This is a genomic window from Occallatibacter sp. (genome assembly GCF_049802275.1).
GTDB lineage: Bacteria > Acidobacteriota > Terriglobia > Terriglobales > Acidobacteriaceae > Telmatobacter.
In genome coordinates this window covers 1-17,700 of record NZ_JBARMD010000214.1, presented here as the reverse complement: position 1 = coordinate 17,700, position 17,700 = coordinate 1, and the positions used below count along the sequence as shown (strand labels likewise).

The window sequence follows — 17,700 nt, the reverse complement described above, 5'->3', positions numbered from 1 at the left end:
AAGCTCAACAATCCGCGCCTTCAACTGAGCGCCGTCCAACGTGCCGAGCCTGCTGCCCTCAAACAGCGCCAGCAGGTAGAGGGCGGTTAGCTGGCACGTGAAGCTTTTCGTTGCCGGAATAGCCAGTTCCTTCCCTGCGCCAAGCGGCATCGCTGCGCCTGCCTCGCGCAGCATGGTGCTGCCGACCACATTGGCGATGGCAAGTGTCTGCTGGCCGCCATCCCTCGCAAAACGCAGCGCGGCCAGCGTGTCTGAAGTTTCACCCGACTGTGAGATCACCAGCACCGAAGGCCGCCGCGGATTGGCCGCCGGCCGGGTGCTGTACTCGCTCGAATATTCAACGTCCACCGCCAGCCCGCAAAGATCTTCGAGGATGATCTCCGCGGCCAGCCCCGCGTGCCGGCTAGACCCGCTGGCCGCAATCAGCACTTCACCCCGCGCATTCAGCCAGCCTTCGAAAGGCGCAAATGCTTCGGCCTTCAAAGCCTCGCCATCCAGATACAAATCGAGCGTCCGCCGGATGGCGGCGGGCTGTTCAAAGATTTCGCGAAGCATGGCGTGAGGGAATTCGTTCACAACGTCAGAACCTTTCAGAGTCGCGTATTGCGCGCAGTAGTATGGGTCGATTTTAAGCCCTCGGATCGTTATTCAATTGAACAGGCCCGTATCCTGTCGCTGAAGTTCACAACAAAAATTGGCGGTGTCATTCTGAGTGAACGGGGCCCCAAACGTATTTCAGTTTGGGGGTGGTGAGCGAAGAATCTGCTTCTTGGCAATTCCACATCTGTATGAACGACTTCGGAGACGGCACACCAGATCAGAGACGGCGCAGTCGCGCGCATGCCTCGTCAAGATCAACGTCCTTCTTGGCAAAGCAGAACCGCAGCAGGTCCTCGCCGCGCCCCGGCCGGAAAAACGCCGATCCGGCAACCGAAGCAACTCCGGTCTTCGCCAGCAGATGCCGCGCCTTCTGCGCCGATGTTTCTCCCGCCAACCGGCCGGCCCGCGCCAGTACATAATAGGCTCCAGCCGGAACGCTCGGCTCCATTCCCGCATCGCGCAGCGCAGCCACAATCCGCTCTCGCTTCGACTGATGATCCGCCGCAAGCCGCGTGTAAAACTCCGGCGGTAGCTGCTCCAGCCCTGCCGCCGCGCCGTGTTGCAGTGCTGAGGGCGCACACACGTAGGTCAGATCATGAAAGTACCCCATCGCGCCCATCCACTTCGCATCCGCCGTTACATAGCCCAGCCGCCATCCAGTCACGCTGAACGTCTTGCTGAACCCGGACATCACGATGGTGCGCTCTCGCATGCCGTCCAGCGTCGCAAGGCAGATGTGCTTCGCGCCGTCGTAGACAAAGTACTCATAAATCTCATCGGTAAACACAAAGAGATCGTGTTCGCGAGCCGCCTCGGCAATTGCTTCGAGTTCAGCCCGTGTAAACACCTTCCCGCTCGGATTGGCCGGCGTGTTGACGATAATGGCCCGGGTACGCTCGGTGATCGCCGCCCGCAGCGCATCCGTGTCCAGCACCCAGTCAGGCTCCGCCAATGCCACCAGCACCGGCTTCACGCGCATCGATTTCAGCGTACTCACGTGATACCCGTAGAACGGCTCGAAGACCAGAACCTCGTCACCCGGATTGAGCAACGCCATCGCCGCCGCATGCAGTCCCGCCGTGGCTCCGCTCGCCACCATCACTTCGGTCTCGATGTCGTAGTTGAGCCCATAGTCGCGCTGCTGCTTCTCCGCGATCGCCTTACGCAACCGGGCAATTCCATCCTGCCGCGTGTAGATATTGCGTCCACCTACGATCGCCCCAATGGCCGCGGTTTCCACCGGCATGGGAACCGGCGTATCGCAGACACCCTGGGCGAGGTTGATGCCGCCCATGCGCTCGCACTCGACGCTCATGGCGCGGATCTCCGATTGCATGGCTCCGGGGGCAAGCTCGCTCAGCGCGAGACGTGACGCGGTATGCGAATGAGGCGCAAGGGTTTTGCTCACAGGGAAGGGCTCCGATCTCTCGTGCCATTTTACAAGTGGAGTGCCATCCGGCACACCTGTCGTGCGGTCTGCGGGATAGAATCGACCTTTCAGGCGAGGTCGCGTGCACGAGCTTTCCATCGTTTCCAGCATTGTCGATTCCGTGACAGAGACACTCGAGGCCTATCCCGGCGCGCGGGTAAAGGAAGTGCGGCTGCGTGTGGGTGCACTTGCGTCGGTCGTCGAGGACTCGTTGCAGTTCTGCTACGGCATCGCCACTGACGGCACCCCTTTGGAAGGCTCCAAACTGGTCGTCAATATTCTCCCGGTAATGATGCACTGCGACGCCTGCGGACAGGACGTGGAGATCGCAAGTCTGCAGAGCTTTCGCTGCCCGCGCTGCGACGAGCCCGTCTCCGATTTACGGCAGGGACGCGAACTGGAAATACAGTCGATCGAGATTGATGAAGTCGAGGAAAAGGTATGACCACCCGGATTGTTGAACTGCGGCAGGGAATCCTGAAGAAGAACGACGAGCTGGCGCGAAACCTGCGCGGCCGCTTTCAATCAGCCGGCGTGCTGGTGCTCAACCTTGTCTCCAGTCCCGGTACGGGCAAGACAGCTTTCCTTGAGCGCACCCTCCGCGAATTGCGCGAAAGCGGCGCCAGAGTTGCGGCTCTGGTAGGCGATCTTGAGACTGACAACGACGCTCGCCGCCTCGCCGCCAGCGGCGCACCCGTCCGCCAGATCAATACCCACGGCATCTGCCACCTTGAAGCCGAGATGATCGGCAAACACCTTGAAGGCTGGGAACTCGCTGATCTCGATTACCTTTTCATCGAAAACGTGGGGAATCTTGTCTGTCCTTCAAGCTACGATCTGGGCGAGAAGATTCGCGTTGCGCTGCTCAGCGTTACCGAAGGCGAAGACAAGCCGCTGAAGTATCCCACCCTCTTCAACTCCGCCGACGCCGCCATCATTACCAAAATCGATATCGCCGAGCCCTGCGGATTTGATCGTACGACAGCCCTCAAGAACATCAACGAGATTCGCCCCGGCATCCGCATCTTTGAAACGTCAGCAAAAACCGGCGCCGGCATGACCGATTGGCTCACCTACCTGGCCGAAGAGAAATCCCGTCGATCCTGACGCGCGCGCCCGTCCTTCATTCAAATCCGAAATCGAAAACGTGCTGCCAATCCTCAGGTTGATGTGGCAGAATGACTCCTGCTCTCGAGGTGATCTCGCCTCTTCCTGAGTCAAGCCATGGTCCTACATCTTCAAGGGACCACGGAGGAGATAGACACAATGAAAGCTCTTGCGACTCTCTGCATCTCAGCCGTCATCCTATTCTCGATTGCGGCGTGCAACCAAACCCCGCCCCCGCCGCCCGACACCCGCGATGCCGATGTAAAGGCAATCACCGATACCGAGGTGCAGGCGAATCAGGCCTGGGCTGCGAAGGACCTCGAAAAGGTCATGGCATTCTATGCAGACGATGCCGTTCTGATGACTCCCGGCATGGACGCGGTCCGCGGCAAGGACGCAATGCGCACCACCTTGAAAGACATGCTGGCCGATCCCGCGGTTTCGCTTACCTTCCAGTCCTCGAAGGTCGATGTTGCCAAGTCCGGCGATCTCGGCTACACCGAAGGTACCTACAAATTGACAGTGACCAATCCGGCAACCCACAAGCCGATCAGCGACTACGGCAACTACGTAACCACGTTCCGCAAACAGGCCGACGGCTCGTGGAAAGCGGTTGCGGATATTGCCAGTTCTGCGGTTCCACCACCGGCGCCTCCCCCCAGGAAGAAATAGCGGAATCAAGCACCCGAAACGGCGCAGCGCCCAACCCGCCCGCCCGCGCATAAACTCGTGGAGGATTTGTGAAGAAGGCAACAGAAGTAATCGAACGAAAGCCCGCTTCCCAAGTCGGAGACGTGGACGCTTATCTGGCCAAGGTTCCCGAACCAGCTCGAACCACGCTCGAGAAACTCCGCGCAACCATTCGCTCCATCGTACCGGCCGAGACCACAGAGGAGCTCAGCTACGGCATCCCCGCGTTTCGCTACAAAGGCGGGCTGGTCGGGTATGCAGCTTTCAAAAAACACTGCAGCTTCTTCCCCATGCAAGCGTCCCTGATCGATGCGATGAAAGACGAACTGACGGATTATCGAACCTCCAAGGGCACCCTGCAGTTCCCGCTCGACAGACCGCTTCCCGCAGCTCTCGTGAAAAGGATGGTGAAGGCGCGCATCTTAGAAAATATGCGGAAAGCTGCCACTCAAGGCAAGAAGTGATTTAAATCACATCTGGACCCGCCCTCGCGGCGTTATAAGAAGGTTGCTATGTGCCTGGCAATTCCTGGAAAAGTCGAACAAATCATAGAAGGCGACGTTCGTATTGGTCGCGTGAACTTCGGCGGCGTCGTCAAAAACGTCTGTCTCGATTACGTGCCCGAGGTCGTCGTCGGCGACTATACCATTGTCCACGTTGGGTTTGCGCTCTCCAAGATTGACGAAGCCACAGCCCTCGAGACTCTGGAGCTCTTCCGCAAGATGGGCGCCCTTGACGAGGAACTTGCCACCGAGGAAGAATCCTTTGCGCGTGCGGCCCAGGCGCCGCAGTCTTCCTGTCCCGATGGAAGCTGCGATCTGACCGGCAAAGACCTGCGTGCTCGGGAATCGAGCAGCAGTGGAAGCGAAAAATGAAGTACCTCACTGAATTCCGCAACGGCGAAATCGCCCAGCGCATGGCCCGCGAGATCCACCAGGTCGCCACGCGCCCGTGGAAGATCATGGAAGTCTGCGGCGGCCAGACCCACTCCATCATTCGCAACGGCATTGATCAGATGCTTCCCGCCGGGATCGAGATGATCCATGGCCCAGGCTGTCCCGTCTGCGTAACCCCGCTTGCTTTGATTGACAAGGCTCTGGCCATCGCAGCGCAGCCCGGGGTCATCTTCTGCTCGTTTGGAGACATGCTTCGCGTCCCCGGTACCGACCGCGATCTGTTTCAGGTCAAAGGCGAAGGCGGTGATGTTCGTGTGGTCTATTCGCCTCTCGATGCGGTGGAATTGGCCGTCAAGAATCCAGACAAGCAAGTCGTCTTCTTCGGTGTGGGTTTTGAAACCACCGCTCCAGCCAACGCCATGAGCGTGCATCTCGCCAAGCGACGCGGCCTGAAGAACTTCTCTCTGCTTGTCTCCCACGTCCTTGTCCCACCTGCGATTGAAGCCATCATGAGTTCGCCTGATAACAAGGTGCAGGCCTTTCTTGCGGCCGGTCACGTCTGCAGCGTCATGGGCTATTGGGAGTATCCACCGATCGCCGACAAGTTCGAAATTCCCATCGTCGTCACCGGTTTCGAGCCGCTCGATCTGCTCGATGGCATTCGGCGTGCCGTGATTCAGCTGGAAAAAGGCGAACATCACGTCGAGAACGCTTACGAGCGCATCGTGACCTATGCCGGAAACCTGCCGGCGCAACAGTTGCTTTCCGAGGTCTTCGAAGTAACAGATCGCGCCTGGCGCGGCATTGGCGTAATTCCAAACAGCGGCTGGCGTCTCAGCGAACCTTACCGCGCGTTTGATGCTGAGGAGCGCTTCCAGATCACCGGCATTCACACCGAGGAGTCACCGCTATGCAAAGCGGGCGATGTCCTGCGCGGCGCCATCAAGCCTGCCGAGTGCCCCGCCTTCGGCAAGGAATGCACTCCGCGCCGTCCCCTTGGCGCCACCATGGTTTCAAGTGAAGGCGCCTGCGCCGCGTACTTCAACTACGGCCGCTTCCTGTCGGCCGAGGACCTGGCCCATGCAGGATCCGCACTCACCGGAGTAGCAAATGGCTGAGAAATCCAGCCTGGTTGAGACATCCGGCAAACCCGATTTCTCGAATTGGAGTTGCCCGCTGCCCCTGGCCGATTACCCCACCATCGTGATGGGCCACGGCGGCGGCGGCAAGCTTGGCAACGAACTCGTCGAACATCTCTTTCTTCCGGCCTTTCGGAATCCTGCGCTCGAGAATCTAGGCGACGCCGCGGTCTTCGAACTCAGCTCCGGTCGAGTCGCCATGAGCACCGACTCCTTTGTCGTGCAGCCGCTGTTCTTTCCCGGCGGATCGATCGGCGCACTTGCCGTGAACGGCACCGTCAACGATCTGGCCGTCTCCGGAGCGGAGCCAAAGTTCCTCAGCGCCAGCTTCATCCTTGAAGAAGGGTTTCCGCTGGCTCAACTCGCGGCTATTGTTCGCGCCATGGCTGACGCAGCTGCAACCGCAGGAGTTCGCATCGTTACGGGCGACACCAAAGTTGTCGAGCGCGGCCACGGCGACGGATGCTACATCAACACCGCCGGCGTCGGTGTACTGCGGCCCGGCATCAATGTGGGGCCGCACCGCGCGCAGGTTGGCGATGTGGTGCTGGTCTCGGGCACCATTGGCGATCATGGCATGGCCATCATGAGCGTGCGCGAGGGCCTCGAATTCGAAAGCCAGATCCGCTCAGATTGCGCCGCGCTCAACGGGTTGATCGCTGATGTTCTCGAAGCAGCCGGCAGCGATGTGCACGCTATGCGCGATCCAACGCGCGGCGGCCTCGCATCCACGTTGAACGAGATAGCCACATCCTCAAACATCGGTATAGAGATCGACGAGCCCAGCCTGCCTGTCCGCACTGAGGTGCAATCGGCCTGCGAACTCCTGGGACTCGATCCCGTATACGTCGCCAATGAGGGCAAGGTGGTCTTCTTCGTTGCGCCCGGCGCAGCCGATCGCGCACTGGCAACCCTGCGCGCACATCCGCTTGGTATCGACGCCGCCCGTATCGGCCACGTCACCGCCCAGCATCCCAAAATGCTGGTGGCGCGCACATCCATGAGCGCCAACCGCGTAATCGCAACACAGATTGGCGAACAATTGCCGCGCATCTGCTGAAGTCAGCCTCAAGCCGCCAGCCCTCAGCATCCAGTTCTCAGCAATCAGCTTTTCAGCCTTAAGGCGCGGGAAGACGCGTTCGGAGTCTTGGAAACTGTGCCCCGTTCATCGCGGTTTCTCGCGATGAGCGGGTATTCGCTATATGCGAGTTCGCCTCCCCAGGACGATGTGCTCCTACCCGACTTCCAATTGACTGGCTCGCGAAAGAAAGCTCAACCAGCAGCGAGAGTAACTTCCAGAATTTCCACCCGAGCGACTTCAGGAAAAGTAATACTCACCCCGCGCTCCCAATCCACTTTGGCGAACACGCCAAGTTCCTTGCCGGAAATCACCGAGCGCAGTTTGTAGCGCCCCTCCGGCATCTGTGGCAGTCTCACCAGAGCCTCAACGCCCTGCGCCTTGTTGCGAAACAGGGCGATCACTCCTGATCCGCTGTGCGCCAGCCGCGCGAATCCGTCCCATGCGGCAGGACTCGTTTGCATCCAGCTATCCAGCGGGAAGAAGCTTTCGCTGATCGGCGTTGTCCGCCGCAGCTTTTTGAACCACGCAATCTTCTCGCGGTACCACCGTTGATCGCCCGCACTGAGCTTGCGCAAGTCGCCGAGAAACAGCGGCGCCGATCCGATGGCCGTGGCGAAGCGCTCTTCGATGGTCGCCTGCTCCGCGTGCAGATTGCCGATCAGCATGCACTCAGCCGGCATCGAAGCAGCGCGCTGATAAAGAAGTTGTCGCGCCTGCCGCGGCCCCGCCGAATCCGGCGAGCCGTCATCCACGTTGCTCAGCCAATCCAGGTCACCGGCCGCTAGAAGTCCCGCATCGATAATGTGCTTCTGCCCCCACAACTCAAACGTCAGGTCGAGCAGAACGTCAGGGTGCTTTTCATAAACCTTCGCGGTCACATACGAGATGCCCTCGTAGATGAGGTTGAGAGACTCGGCCCAGTTGCCGTGATAATGCCCCTTGGCCCAGCAACCCGGAGCCTCGCCGTACGCATTGAACACCGTGGTCAGGTCCAGCTTCACATAGGCGAGGCGAAAACGTTCGATGGCATCGATAATCCGCGCCGCCGCGGCATCGCGGTAGGCTGAAGCCATGCACATCACGGCCTTGGGTCCAGCCGCTGTACCGGTGATCTTCGCCTTACCGTCCTGGTCGAGAGCCATCCATTCAGGATGCTCGCGGTAAGCGGCGGTTGTGCTGCCAACCGAAGCAATCGGAATCCAAAGACCGAGCCGCATGTCTTTCGCTTCGACCGCAGCCATGAGCGGTTCCAGTCCACCGGGAAACGCAGTCAGGTTTACCGCGTTGTCGCCGTACTCCTGCTGCCACCCGTCATCGATGGTGAAGATGTCCATTCCCATCTCGGCCGCAATGCCGGTCAACTCGAGCGCGAGATCTTGATGGATGGTGCGCTGGAACGGCTCCCACGTGTTGTAAATCCATGGCGGACCCTGTTCATTCACCCGCCTCATCAGCACCTTGGACGTGTAGGAAGGGAGCAGCCAGTGGGGATCGCTGAATCCATCGCCATTGCGGAAGGGAACCAGCGAGACGGAAGCCGTGGTGAAGCTTTCTCCGGGAGCAAGCGAGCGCTCAAACGGCATGATGTCTGTGTCGTACATAACACCGACTTGCACATGATTCGGATTGTCCCATCCGCCGATTTCAGTCCGCTTCAAATATCCGGGCACTTCGCTAACAATCGCGATCCCGTTGCCGGTTTTTCCATTGGCCAGCAGCAACGCAGCGTCTTCAGAGCGGCCGGTGTAAAAAATCTCGCGCGGAATCGCACCGTACTGGGTTAGCAGGGTGACTTCGTTCTCCGGTCCGAGCGATATCGCCAGTGATTCAACCGTCAGGTGAGAGAGATGAAGCGTTGCAGATCCCGTATTGCGAATCGCAAGGTGCTTGCGAATCGCCGGATGATCGCCGTATACGGCATACCCAACCGAGACCTCCAGCGGAAGCTTTCGATGTCGCAGTGGAATCGTGAGTATCTTGCTTTCACGACCGCCCGCCTCTTCGTGTGGCTCACGCGCCAGTTCGAAGTTCGCGCCGCTCCCGGAGCACGTTTGCCCGTTGCATCGGAACTGGAATTCCCGGGCGAGGCCTCGGGGCGACGCCGAAACAAAATCGATGCGGGGAGTGAGCGCGGACAGTTCCTCAGTTGTGATGCCGGCGCCCGTGCGGAACTGTATCACCCTCCGAACCGCCCCGTTGGTGATGGTCCAACGTCGCGCGTCATCCAGCGTTTCGGCCACAATTCGAGGCGCCCACGCGCAGCCTGCTGCTGCCAGCATTCCGTCGCGCAAAACCTTCCTTCGGCTCAGAACAATCTGTCCCGGTCTCATCTGTCGAGTCTCTTCATATTTGTGAGTCAGCAGTCGACTCTTTTGATGCGCCGGAATGCTATCACAGCAAGGTCACGCGCGACCTGCTGGCTTCGGCGATGGCAACGCAGACCTCGGCGTCAGGCCAGCTTTTCAAACGATCTCTGGATGCGTTCCGGAATTACCCCAGGTGCGTCATCGAGGTTATAACCGATCTCAAGCACGGCCGCGGGTGGTGTTGGGAGTCCCTTAAGAGCTTCGATCGTTGCAGGCCAGTCAATCGTCCCATCGCCGGGCCAAAGGTGTTCATCTTTCAACCCGTGGTTGTCGTGCACGTGAACTTCGCCGATGCGCTTTCCCAGCAAGCCGATCGCCTCGGCAATTCCGGGCGCAATGTGCGCGTGTCCCAGGTCCAGGCAGACGTCGATCTGGTCGAGGTGCGCCATTTCGAGAATCGACATCAGGTGCTCGGGAGTGGTGGCATCGCTGGTCAGGTTTTCCACCAGAACGCGCACCCCCAGCGGCTTCGCGAACGCGCCCAGATGCTCAAGAGCCGTGGTCGCATATTCCATCGTCCTCAGTGACCATGAATCGTACTTTTCACCGAGATGGACCACGAGTTTTTTGAACGGAATATGTTCGGCTGCTTCGAGTGCGCGTTTGATCTCATCCATCGCATCGATTCGCCGCGACTTTTCAGGATCAACGAGGTTCACCGCGGGGGCACCCGCGCGACCCATCTCGCGGTCAGGATAAAGCGGGGCGTGCATTGAGAATGGCTCGAGCGGGCTCGAAGCGAACCAGCCAGCCAGTTCCATGATGTGTTCTCGGCTGGTGTAGTCAAAATGCTGGCGCGCGGCAAAAATCTCCACCCCCTGGGCGCCGGAGCGTGCTGCTATCTCCAGCAGTCCCGGGTGCAGACGTTGCTTTAGAAACAGGTGCGTCGAAAGAACTGGCAGCATGCTTTGGGGGGTCCTGCGCCGGCACTGATGCCCGCGGTTGCTCCTATTGTCTCATTCCCTAAACCACTTACCGCAAAACCGCGCATTCCGCCTCTCGGGCCGAAGCAGGCAATCCGGTACGAGCCACTGAAACCGAAGTCGCCTTGAACTGGACACCAGGCAAGATTTTGCCTATGCTACCCACACTGTATTTCCCCAGGTCACCTTCCAACAGAGCCGCTGTAAAAGGGCTGCTGAAACAACGCTCGTTGAAGATCTTCGCCCCGACGATTCCTTAAATTGCGGGGTGCGCGTGGGCCAAGGCGGCCCTTGCTTCGGAGGAGGTTCGATGACGTTTAGCATCCCAGATTCCCAAAGTATGGGTAGACTTCCCTGGCTCGTCAGGGCCCTGCTGGGTTGCTTCATGGCCATGGGGGTGGTGGCGCTTACCTCCGAGATCGCTCCGCTGCGCAGCTTCCCTCTGCTGCTCTCGTTCCCCACCGTCATTCTCGCTGCATGGTTCCTGGGCATGTGGGGCGCCGCCGGTTGCGCTTTGACAGACGTGGTCCTTGTCGACGCGTTTCTCACCAGGTCTCAATTCAGGTTCTCCGCCGGCAACGTTTCTCAGGAAACTCGGCTTATCACGTTTGTGGTGATCACGATGCTTCTGGGGTGGTCAGTACGGCGCCTTGCGCAGCAAAAAGCCGAATTGGAAAGTCAGGAGTTGAAAAGGCAACTTGGCGCCGTCGAATCGGAACGGCGTCTAGCCGAGGAACGGGCCCTTGCCGGCGAACAACTGCGCTATCGCGACGATGCGCTGCAGATCGCGCTCCAGGCCAGCGGAATGGGCCTGTGGGTGTGGGACCTGGAGAACGAAGTGGTTCATCGCTCCGACGAGGTTTACCGGATGGTGGGCTGCGAACCCGGTGCGTTTGGCTCCGAGCCGGAGGCCTGGCTGAAGTTTGTGCTTCCTGAAGATATTCCTCGCCTGGATGAGGCGTTCGCCAAAGTGAGGGCTGATGGTGCGGACTACCACGAGGAATATCGCGTCCGCTGGCAAGACGGCTCGACGCACTGGCTGGAATCCCAGGGAAAGTGTCAGATGAACGCGGATGGTAAAGTAGCGCGCATTTTCGGTGTCATGGCGGATATCAGCCATCGCAAGCGGGCGGATGAGGCTCTGCTGCGCGCCGAAAAGCTCGCCGTGGCGGGACGCTTGGCGGCTTCGGTGGCCCACGAGATCAACAATCCGTTGGAAGCCGTCGCGAACATGCTGTTCCTGATCTCGATGACTGACTCGCTTGATGAGGCGCGCACGCAGGCCGCCACCGCTCTCGAGGAACTGATGCGCATTTCCCTGGTGGCGCAGTCAACGCTGAAGTTTCACCGGGAGACGGGGGCGCCTAAATCTGCATTGCTCTCCGATGTCATGGACTCGGTTCTCACCATGTTCCAGGGCAAACTGAGGAGCATGGGAATAGCTGTCGTCTTGAAGGCGCCACAGGAACGTCCAATCAAATGCATGCTAAGCGAGACCCAGCAGATCTTTGCCAATCTCATCGCCAATGCGATTGAAGCCATGCAACAGAATGGGCGTCTTCTGATCCGGATGAGACCTTCGCGGGATTGGCGCGATCAGATTACGCCGGGGATGCGTGTGACGATCTGCGATACAGGGGGCGGTATTGACCGGGCCACGGCGAGTCGCATCTTCGAACCATTTTTCACTACCAAGACTGAGACCGGCACCGGACTGGGCTTGTGGGTCGTGGTGCAACTGCTGGAGCGGCGTAAAGGCAGCGTGCGCGTCTGGAGCTCGCAACGTGCCGGAGCCAGCGGTACAGCCTTCTCGGTATTCCTGCCCTTCGGAGAAGAAGCTAGAAGCCATGAATCCAATAACGGCGGGCAAGGCGCTGCGGCAGACCAACCGCCGAGCGAGACCGCTGAAATCTACACGCCGGGACCCTTCACCAGCACCAGTACGCATGAGTTCGCTTAATACCCCGCCGCTTTGCCATAGTGGCTGCGATGGTCCTGGCCACCCTCAAGTTCACCGGTCTTTGGGTCGATTGCGATGCATTCGCCGTTCGACCAGTGACCGTCTTTCACAGCCAGGCTGTAGCCCATCTCCTTTAATGCGGACAGCACCCTGGGATCGAACCCCGGCTCAAGGTAGAGTTTGTCGGGCAGATACTGATGGTGAAAACGCGGAGCATCCACAGCTTCCTGGATATTCAATCCGCCTTCCGCTGCTGAAAGAAAAATGTTTGCGACCGTGGTAATGATGCGGGCGCCGCCGGGAGAGCCAAGAACATAGCGCAGCCTGCCGTCTTCGAGCACGATCGTAGGAGTCATTGAACTCAGGGGGCGCTTGCCGGGCGCGATGGCGTTCACAGGACCCTGAATCAGTCCGTACATGTTCGGCACTCCCATCTTCGTGGCGAAATCATCCATCTCGTCGTTGAGCAGAAAGCCCAGAGTCTTCGAAGTAACGTGCGAGCCGAAGTTGTCATTCAGGGTTGTCGTCACCGCCACCGCATTTCCCTCTGCGTCAACAACTGAGAAATGCGTCGTATCGGGCGATTCGTGTCGCTTGCCGGCGGTCGTCGGCGCAGGAGGCAGAAAACCTGCCGGACGCTTCAAGTCCGCGCTGGGAGTAGCCCTGTCGGGCAGGATGCTCTTGCGCCACGCATCTGCGTATGTCTTCGCGATAAGTTCAGCAACGGGAATCTGATTGTAGTCAGGATCGCCCAGGTAATCGGAGCGATCCATATATGCACGTCGGTAGGCCTCCGTGATCAGGTGCATCGCGGCGGCACTGCGGTCGCCGAGACGCGCCATATCGTAGCTCTCCAGAATATTCAGTGCGCTCAACAGCACCACGCCGCCCGACGAAGGAGGAGGCGCGCTGATGACGGTGTAATTGTGAAATGTGCCGACCACCGGCTTGCGCTCGACTACGTTGTATTGGGCAAGATCTTCAAGGGTTATGAGTGCCCCGCCCTTTTTGAGATCGTCCACGAGTTCATGCGCCATCTTGCCGTGGTAAAAATCGTCGGGATTGGCGGCAATTTGCTCGAGCGTATGCGCCAGTTCGGGCTGGTGGAAAGTTTCGCCGCTGCGATAGTAGGCGCCGTTGCGCTGAAAAAGCAGGCGCGATTCCGGAAAGCGAGCCAGATCGCGATCGGTGAGTTCGTGCGCTTCCTCGGGGCTGAGCGCGAACCCCTCCCGCGCTAGTTTGATGGCCGGTGCCATGACGCGCTTGAGGCCGAGCTTCCCATATTTCTTCTCCGAGTAGACGAGTCCCGCCACCGAGCCGGGCGTCGCAATGGATCGATAGCCAACCACGCTGGCATCGGGAATGATGTTTCCTTGCGCGTCCTGATACATCGTTTCCGTTGCTGCCAAAGGGGCCTTCTCACGAAAATCGATAAACGTGGCGTTGCCATCATGGGTGCGAAGCAACAGAAATCCACCCCCGCCAAGATTGCCCGCAATCGGATGCACGACGGCAAGCGCAAACCCGGTGGCTACGGCTGCGTCGACAGCGTTGCCACCTTCGCGCAGGATCTCCACGCCGGCATCGGAGGCGAGGTGATGAACGCTGACGACCATGCCGTGCTGCGCGCGAACCGGCTCCTCACCGCGATAGGAGAGCACGTTTGTTGTGCCTTCCTGTGCGAAGGATGCGGCGGCCGATAACAGCGCAAAGAACACAACAAGGGGCGGAATGGCAATCGAAGGGAAGCGATACATGGGTGGCATGGCTTTCGACAGGATAACTCGACCGAGAATGAAGGCATCGGACAACTGTCGGGACTACTAAAAATCTACAGCGAGGCGGGTCGCGAAAGCGGGCCGTGTCAGTTACGGAGAAGTTCTCATATGAAAGCTATCGTCTTGCACCAGTACGGCGGGCCGGAACAACTTCGCTATGAAGAAACGGAACGCCCCGCGTATGGCAATAACGAAGTGCTCGTCAGGGTGAGGGCTACCAGCGTCAATCCCATCGACTTCAAGCTTCGCAGCGGAGCCGCCAGGGCGCGCATGCCTCTCGAGTTTCCAGCGATTCTCGGCCGCGATCTTGCCGGAGAGGTGGTCGAAACCGGTCGCGATGTCACAGGTTTTCCCAGGGGAATGCGGGTGATGGCGTTGGCAAACGGCACATACGCCGAGTACACGGTTGCCAAGGCCGATGTTCTTGCTCCCATTCCCGACGCGCTGGACTTCGAAAAGGCGGCCGCGTTGCCGCTGGTCGTCACCACGGGGGCGCAATTAATCGAGCGCGCTGTAAAACCACAACGAGGGCAAACCGTGCTCGTCACCGGCGCTCTCGGCAGCGTTGCACGGGTGGCGATTCACGTTGCGCGCAAGCACGGTGTTCGAGTGCTTGCAGGTGTTCGCGCCAGCGAGAAAGACATGGCCGCGCAATTGCCCGTCGATGGCGTTGTTGCTATCGACAGCGAAGAGGAAATTGGCCGTCTGCACGACCTGGACGCAATCGCCGACACGGTTGGTGGGGCGACAATTCAGCGCCTCCTGAAATCGATTCGCTCCGGTGGCGTGCTCGGTTCCGTACTTGGAGTTCCGGAAGGAGTGCAGAACTACCGCATCCGTGTGGAACCGATGATGGCCGGCCCCGACGCTTCGCGCCTCTCCGAACTGGCCCAGGAGTTTGCGCGCGGTGAGTTTTCAATTCCCATTGCGCGCACCATGAAGTTGCAGGAAGCCGCGGAGGCGCAACGGCTGGCAGAAAATGGCAAAGTCGGAGGGAAAATCATCCTTGTTCCCTGAACCACAGTTCCCCGATCCACAGTTCTCTAATCCAGTTCAATGAACCACAGTCCGATGATCCACATAGCCCTAAGCGCAAAAATGGGGCAGAAAGCTTCGCGCCTGTCTGCCCCATCGATGTTTGAAACTCTTGTCGATTCTCTTACAAGTGTTCGACAACCTTCCGGATCGCATCGTCCTGTTTCACCGGCACAAGAGCCTTTGACGGCACTCCGCCGATCACATTGCGCCTTGGCAGCAATCCCAGTTCCAGCAGAACTGCCAGGGACACTTCATCCCGCGAACTGAACGCACGATATTCGGGATGATGGTATTTCTCCCAGTTCTCTGACAGGTTGGCAACGATTGTCTCGCGCGTAGAGTCTTCGCTCACAATCACCACCATGTTGAGCAGCGAAATCTCCCGGTCAGTTAACCGCACCGTCGATTCGCCCCTCTTCAGCGTATGCGCATACTCTGGCAGGAGCTTTTCGAACTGCGCCTTGATCTCCACCCAGCGTGCCAGGCCAAGCCATGTCGGTGGATCCTCCGGGTGCGGAATGATTAGCTTGTGCAATTCGCCAACCAGGTAAGGGATACCAGAGGTCAAGTTGTAGATGTCCTCAATCTGTTTGTCCGAGAGAGCGATGCGGTAAACCTCACTGAACCACGCCTTCAGATGTTCCATTGTGAGGCGACGCACTGAAGCAATCCCCTGGAAATTGCGCTCCGAGGGTTGCAGCAGGCCCCATCGCAGCAGATCGGCGCCGCCGGTGAGAAGTGGCAGTCCATCGTCCTCGGCGATGCACTGCATCACTTCACTGGGTGCGACAAAATAGGCTTCCGGCGTGGCAGGGTAACCGGTGAGCGTGCGGATACCGCACTTTGAATGCGTCATTGGATTCAGTTCGCGAGGCTCGAGGAAGTGCGAAACCGCCAGCAGAGCGCGAATCGTGCGCGCATCCTTCCTTTCAACATTCGCCGTTTCGATGCGCCGCGTGAACTGCTCAACCTGCTCCCACGGGAAGAAGGATGTTTTGCCGTTTCTGGTTGGGTTGAGCGTTTCGGCCTCGAGTTCGACGACATCCTCATCGGAAAAAGACGGCGCAGCGTCAGAATCGAGCGCCACCAAACCGGGTTCGCTAACCTGCCGGGTAACTGCTTCGGTCTCCACGACCGGCACAGCCTCAGCACTGGCAACAGCATCGAGGCTCGATGCAGCTTTCACGGCTGGAGCGGCCTCTACTGTTGAAGCAGCTTCCACCGAGGCAACAGCCTCCCCAACGGGAGCCGGCTCCGCTTCGGGAGCAGCCTCCATCGCTGGAGCAGCCTCCACGGGTGCGGCGTTCAAGCTAACCAGACTCTCAATTGAAGCCGCCAGCGTAACCGGCTGCTCTTCTGGAACCGGCTGTTTCAGACTCTTGTTCCCGTTGCGGCGCGAACCATTCGAGCCATTCAACGAATCGGAAACCGGAGCAAGGGATTGCTGCTTTTCAGTCGATTTCGGTGCAGGATCGTCGTGCCACCAATCGATCTCCAACTGGCGCACAAAATCATCGAGCCGCGGAAAACCGCCCTTCAGCTTCTGCAGCTCAGGCTCATTGAGATCGTCTTCGAGGCTGCATGCCCACGCCAGCCAGCGCTCCGCAGAAGGCCCGGGCAGTTCCGACGGTGCAGCCTGATCAGAAACCTCCATCAGCTCGGCAACAGCTCGATCGCGAAGTGCGAGTCGCTCCAGCCGCGTCCGCTCGCGGCGATGTGAAATGGTCCCCGTGGCAAGTACCTCCGCCAGATCGAGGTAGCGGCGTCTCTTCGCCGCAACATCGTCGAGCCGGCTGACCAGGGCGCTTAGTTCGCTCTTGGTCGTCCAGCTCGCCGCGCTGTCTTCGGAAAGGATCGCGTCCCTGAGGTTCTGACATGCATCGAGGAGCTTGCCGACTTCGGCAAGAACATCAGCTCGATTGAAGCTCTGACCCGCTTCAAGCAGGTTGATTTTGTCGTGGCAAACCTTCGCCCGTTCTGAAAGGCCTCTTAGCGTTTCGGCGACTACGCTGGGCCCACATTTCGTATCTTGAGAAGCGTTCACGGCTTAGCTCCATATCGCTGAGAGAAAAGATTCTGCGGCATCGCAACATCGTATCGCGGATTGGGTACCAGATTTCACCTATTGCAGGACTTTGGTAACACACAAGTCACATTACTTTGGGGGCCTTGTCTGGCCGTTTCACAGCCTCCGACACCCGCCGAGACCCGTCATCCGTAAAGCGGTCCCGATCACATGGCGATTGAATCGCCTCAGTTAGAATGAGGTCAAATTCACAGCCAATCCTTCTTCCGTGGAGAATGAATGAAAACGTATGCATTTGTCCGCTCTGTGATAACGAAGCGGACCTGGGGCTTGATGATGCTGCTGCTTTTGCTGGGAGGTTCAACCGTAGCGTTTTGCAGCCCGATTCACGATGCAGCCCGCAAGGGCGACGTCAAGAAGATCAAGGAACTTCTTCAGGCTGATCCAAAGCTCGTTACCGATCGGGATAAAGACGGCGATACGCCTTTGCATGTCGCCTGTCTGCACGGCCAGCTGGCGGCGGCCCAGGTGCTGATCGATGCTGGCGCCGATGTGAACGCCAAGAATAACTATGGTGCTTTCACCCCCGGCGATCTCGGTGCTGTGTTTTCCTCGAACAACCATAAAGACCCGGTGAGTCTTCTGACAGCTCACGGCGTGGACGCGA

16 protein-coding genes are annotated in these 17,700 nt (G+C 59.0%); 10 read left to right on the top strand and 6 right to left on the bottom strand.

Annotated elements, in window-relative coordinates:
* On the bottom strand, positions 1-576 hold a 576-nt coding region (locus WA354_RS07345; protein WP_472812350.1), incomplete at its 3' end, for an SIS domain-containing protein.
* Positions 577-817: 241 nt separating this feature from the next.
* Positions 818-2,008: a pyridoxal phosphate-dependent aminotransferase gene (locus WA354_RS07340; RefSeq protein ID WP_472812349.1), complete on the bottom strand. Its 1,191-nt coding sequence runs from the start codon at positions 2,006-2,008 to the stop codon at positions 818-820.
* A 103-nt stretch (positions 2,009-2,111) separates the two neighbouring features.
* On the opposite strand from WA354_RS07340, the gene hypA reads away from it, so the two are divergent.
* The 7 genes from hypA to hypE all read left to right on the top strand — a co-directional run bounded on the left by hypA (position 2,112) and on the right by hypE (position 6,921).
* Positions 2,112-2,474, top strand: coding sequence for a hydrogenase maturation nickel metallochaperone HypA (gene hypA / locus WA354_RS07335; RefSeq protein ID WP_472812348.1), 363 nt, complete (start codon positions 2,112-2,114; stop codon positions 2,472-2,474).
* Positions 2,471-3,136 (top strand): hydrogenase nickel incorporation protein HypB, encoded by a 666-nt coding sequence (gene hypB / locus WA354_RS07330; RefSeq protein ID WP_472812347.1) that lies wholly within the window; start codon positions 2,471-2,473, stop codon positions 3,134-3,136. The genes hypA and hypB overlap by 4 nt, the downstream gene beginning before the upstream one ends.
* A 159-nt stretch (positions 3,137-3,295) precedes the next feature.
* Complete coding sequence (locus WA354_RS07325; protein ID WP_472812346.1) at positions 3,296-3,808, top strand: YybH family protein; 513 nt, start codon at positions 3,296-3,298, stop codon at positions 3,806-3,808.
* Between the two features lie 68 nt (positions 3,809-3,876).
* A complete protein-coding gene (locus WA354_RS07320) occupies positions 3,877-4,290 on the top strand; it encodes an iron chaperone (protein WP_472812345.1) in 414 nt (137 codons plus the stop codon).
* Positions 4,291-4,338: 48 nt separating this feature from the next.
* Positions 4,339-4,701, top strand: coding sequence for a HypC/HybG/HupF family hydrogenase formation chaperone (locus WA354_RS07315; RefSeq protein ID WP_472812344.1), 363 nt, complete (start codon positions 4,339-4,341; stop codon positions 4,699-4,701).
* The gene (gene hypD / locus WA354_RS07310) at positions 4,698-5,840 is read left to right on the top strand and encodes a hydrogenase formation protein HypD (RefSeq protein ID WP_472812343.1); all 1,143 of its coding nucleotides are present in this window, start codon (positions 4,698-4,700) and stop codon (positions 5,838-5,840) included. Before WA354_RS07315 ends, hypD begins: the two co-directional genes overlap by 4 nt.
* On the top strand, positions 5,833-6,921 hold the full coding sequence (gene hypE, locus WA354_RS07305) for a hydrogenase expression/formation protein HypE (protein ID WP_472812342.1): 1,089 nt from the start codon (positions 5,833-5,835) through the stop codon (positions 6,919-6,921). The genes hypD and hypE overlap by 8 nt, the downstream gene beginning before the upstream one ends.
* Positions 6,922-7,133: 212 nt before the next feature.
* Here hypE and WA354_RS07300 read toward each other — a convergent pair whose 3' ends face one another.
* Both WA354_RS07300 and WA354_RS07295 read right to left on the bottom strand, forming a co-directional pair.
* Complete coding sequence (locus WA354_RS07300; protein WP_472812341.1) at positions 7,134-9,233, bottom strand: alpha-galactosidase; 2,100 nt, start codon at positions 9,231-9,233, stop codon at positions 7,134-7,136.
* 158 nt (positions 9,234-9,391) lie between these two features.
* A complete protein-coding gene (locus WA354_RS07295) occupies positions 9,392-10,213 on the bottom strand; it encodes a sugar phosphate isomerase/epimerase family protein (protein ID WP_472812340.1) in 822 nt (273 codons plus the stop codon).
* Positions 10,214-10,541: 328 nt separating this feature from the next.
* Between WA354_RS07295 and WA354_RS07290 the strand changes: the two genes are divergently transcribed.
* On the top strand, positions 10,542-12,191 hold the full coding sequence (locus tag WA354_RS07290) for a PAS domain-containing protein (RefSeq protein WP_472812339.1): 1,650 nt from the start codon (positions 10,542-10,544) through the stop codon (positions 12,189-12,191).
* Here WA354_RS07290 and ggt read toward each other — a convergent pair.
* Positions 12,188-13,948, bottom strand: coding sequence for a gamma-glutamyltransferase (ggt, locus tag WA354_RS07285; RefSeq protein ID WP_472812338.1), 1,761 nt, complete (start codon positions 13,946-13,948; stop codon positions 12,188-12,190). The two genes, WA354_RS07290 and ggt, sit on opposite strands and share 4 nt — an antisense overlap.
* A 129-nt stretch (positions 13,949-14,077) precedes the next feature.
* Here ggt and WA354_RS07280 point away from each other — a divergent pair, with 129 nt between their 5' ends.
* Positions 14,078-14,986 (top strand): NADP-dependent oxidoreductase, encoded by a 909-nt coding sequence (locus tag WA354_RS07280; RefSeq protein ID WP_472812337.1) that lies wholly within the window; start codon positions 14,078-14,080, stop codon positions 14,984-14,986.
* A 142-nt stretch (positions 14,987-15,128) separates the two neighbouring features.
* Here WA354_RS07280 and WA354_RS07275 read toward each other — a convergent pair whose 3' ends face one another.
* Entirely contained in the window at positions 15,129-17,051 is a 1,923-nt protein-coding gene (locus WA354_RS07275) for a hypothetical protein (RefSeq protein WP_472812336.1), read from the bottom strand.
* Between the two features lie 261 nt (positions 17,052-17,312).
* Between WA354_RS07275 and WA354_RS07270 the strand changes: the two genes are divergently transcribed.
* Positions 17,313-17,700 (top strand): ankyrin repeat domain-containing protein (locus tag WA354_RS07270; protein ID WP_472812335.1); only part of this gene is annotated, 388 nt, incomplete at its 3' end.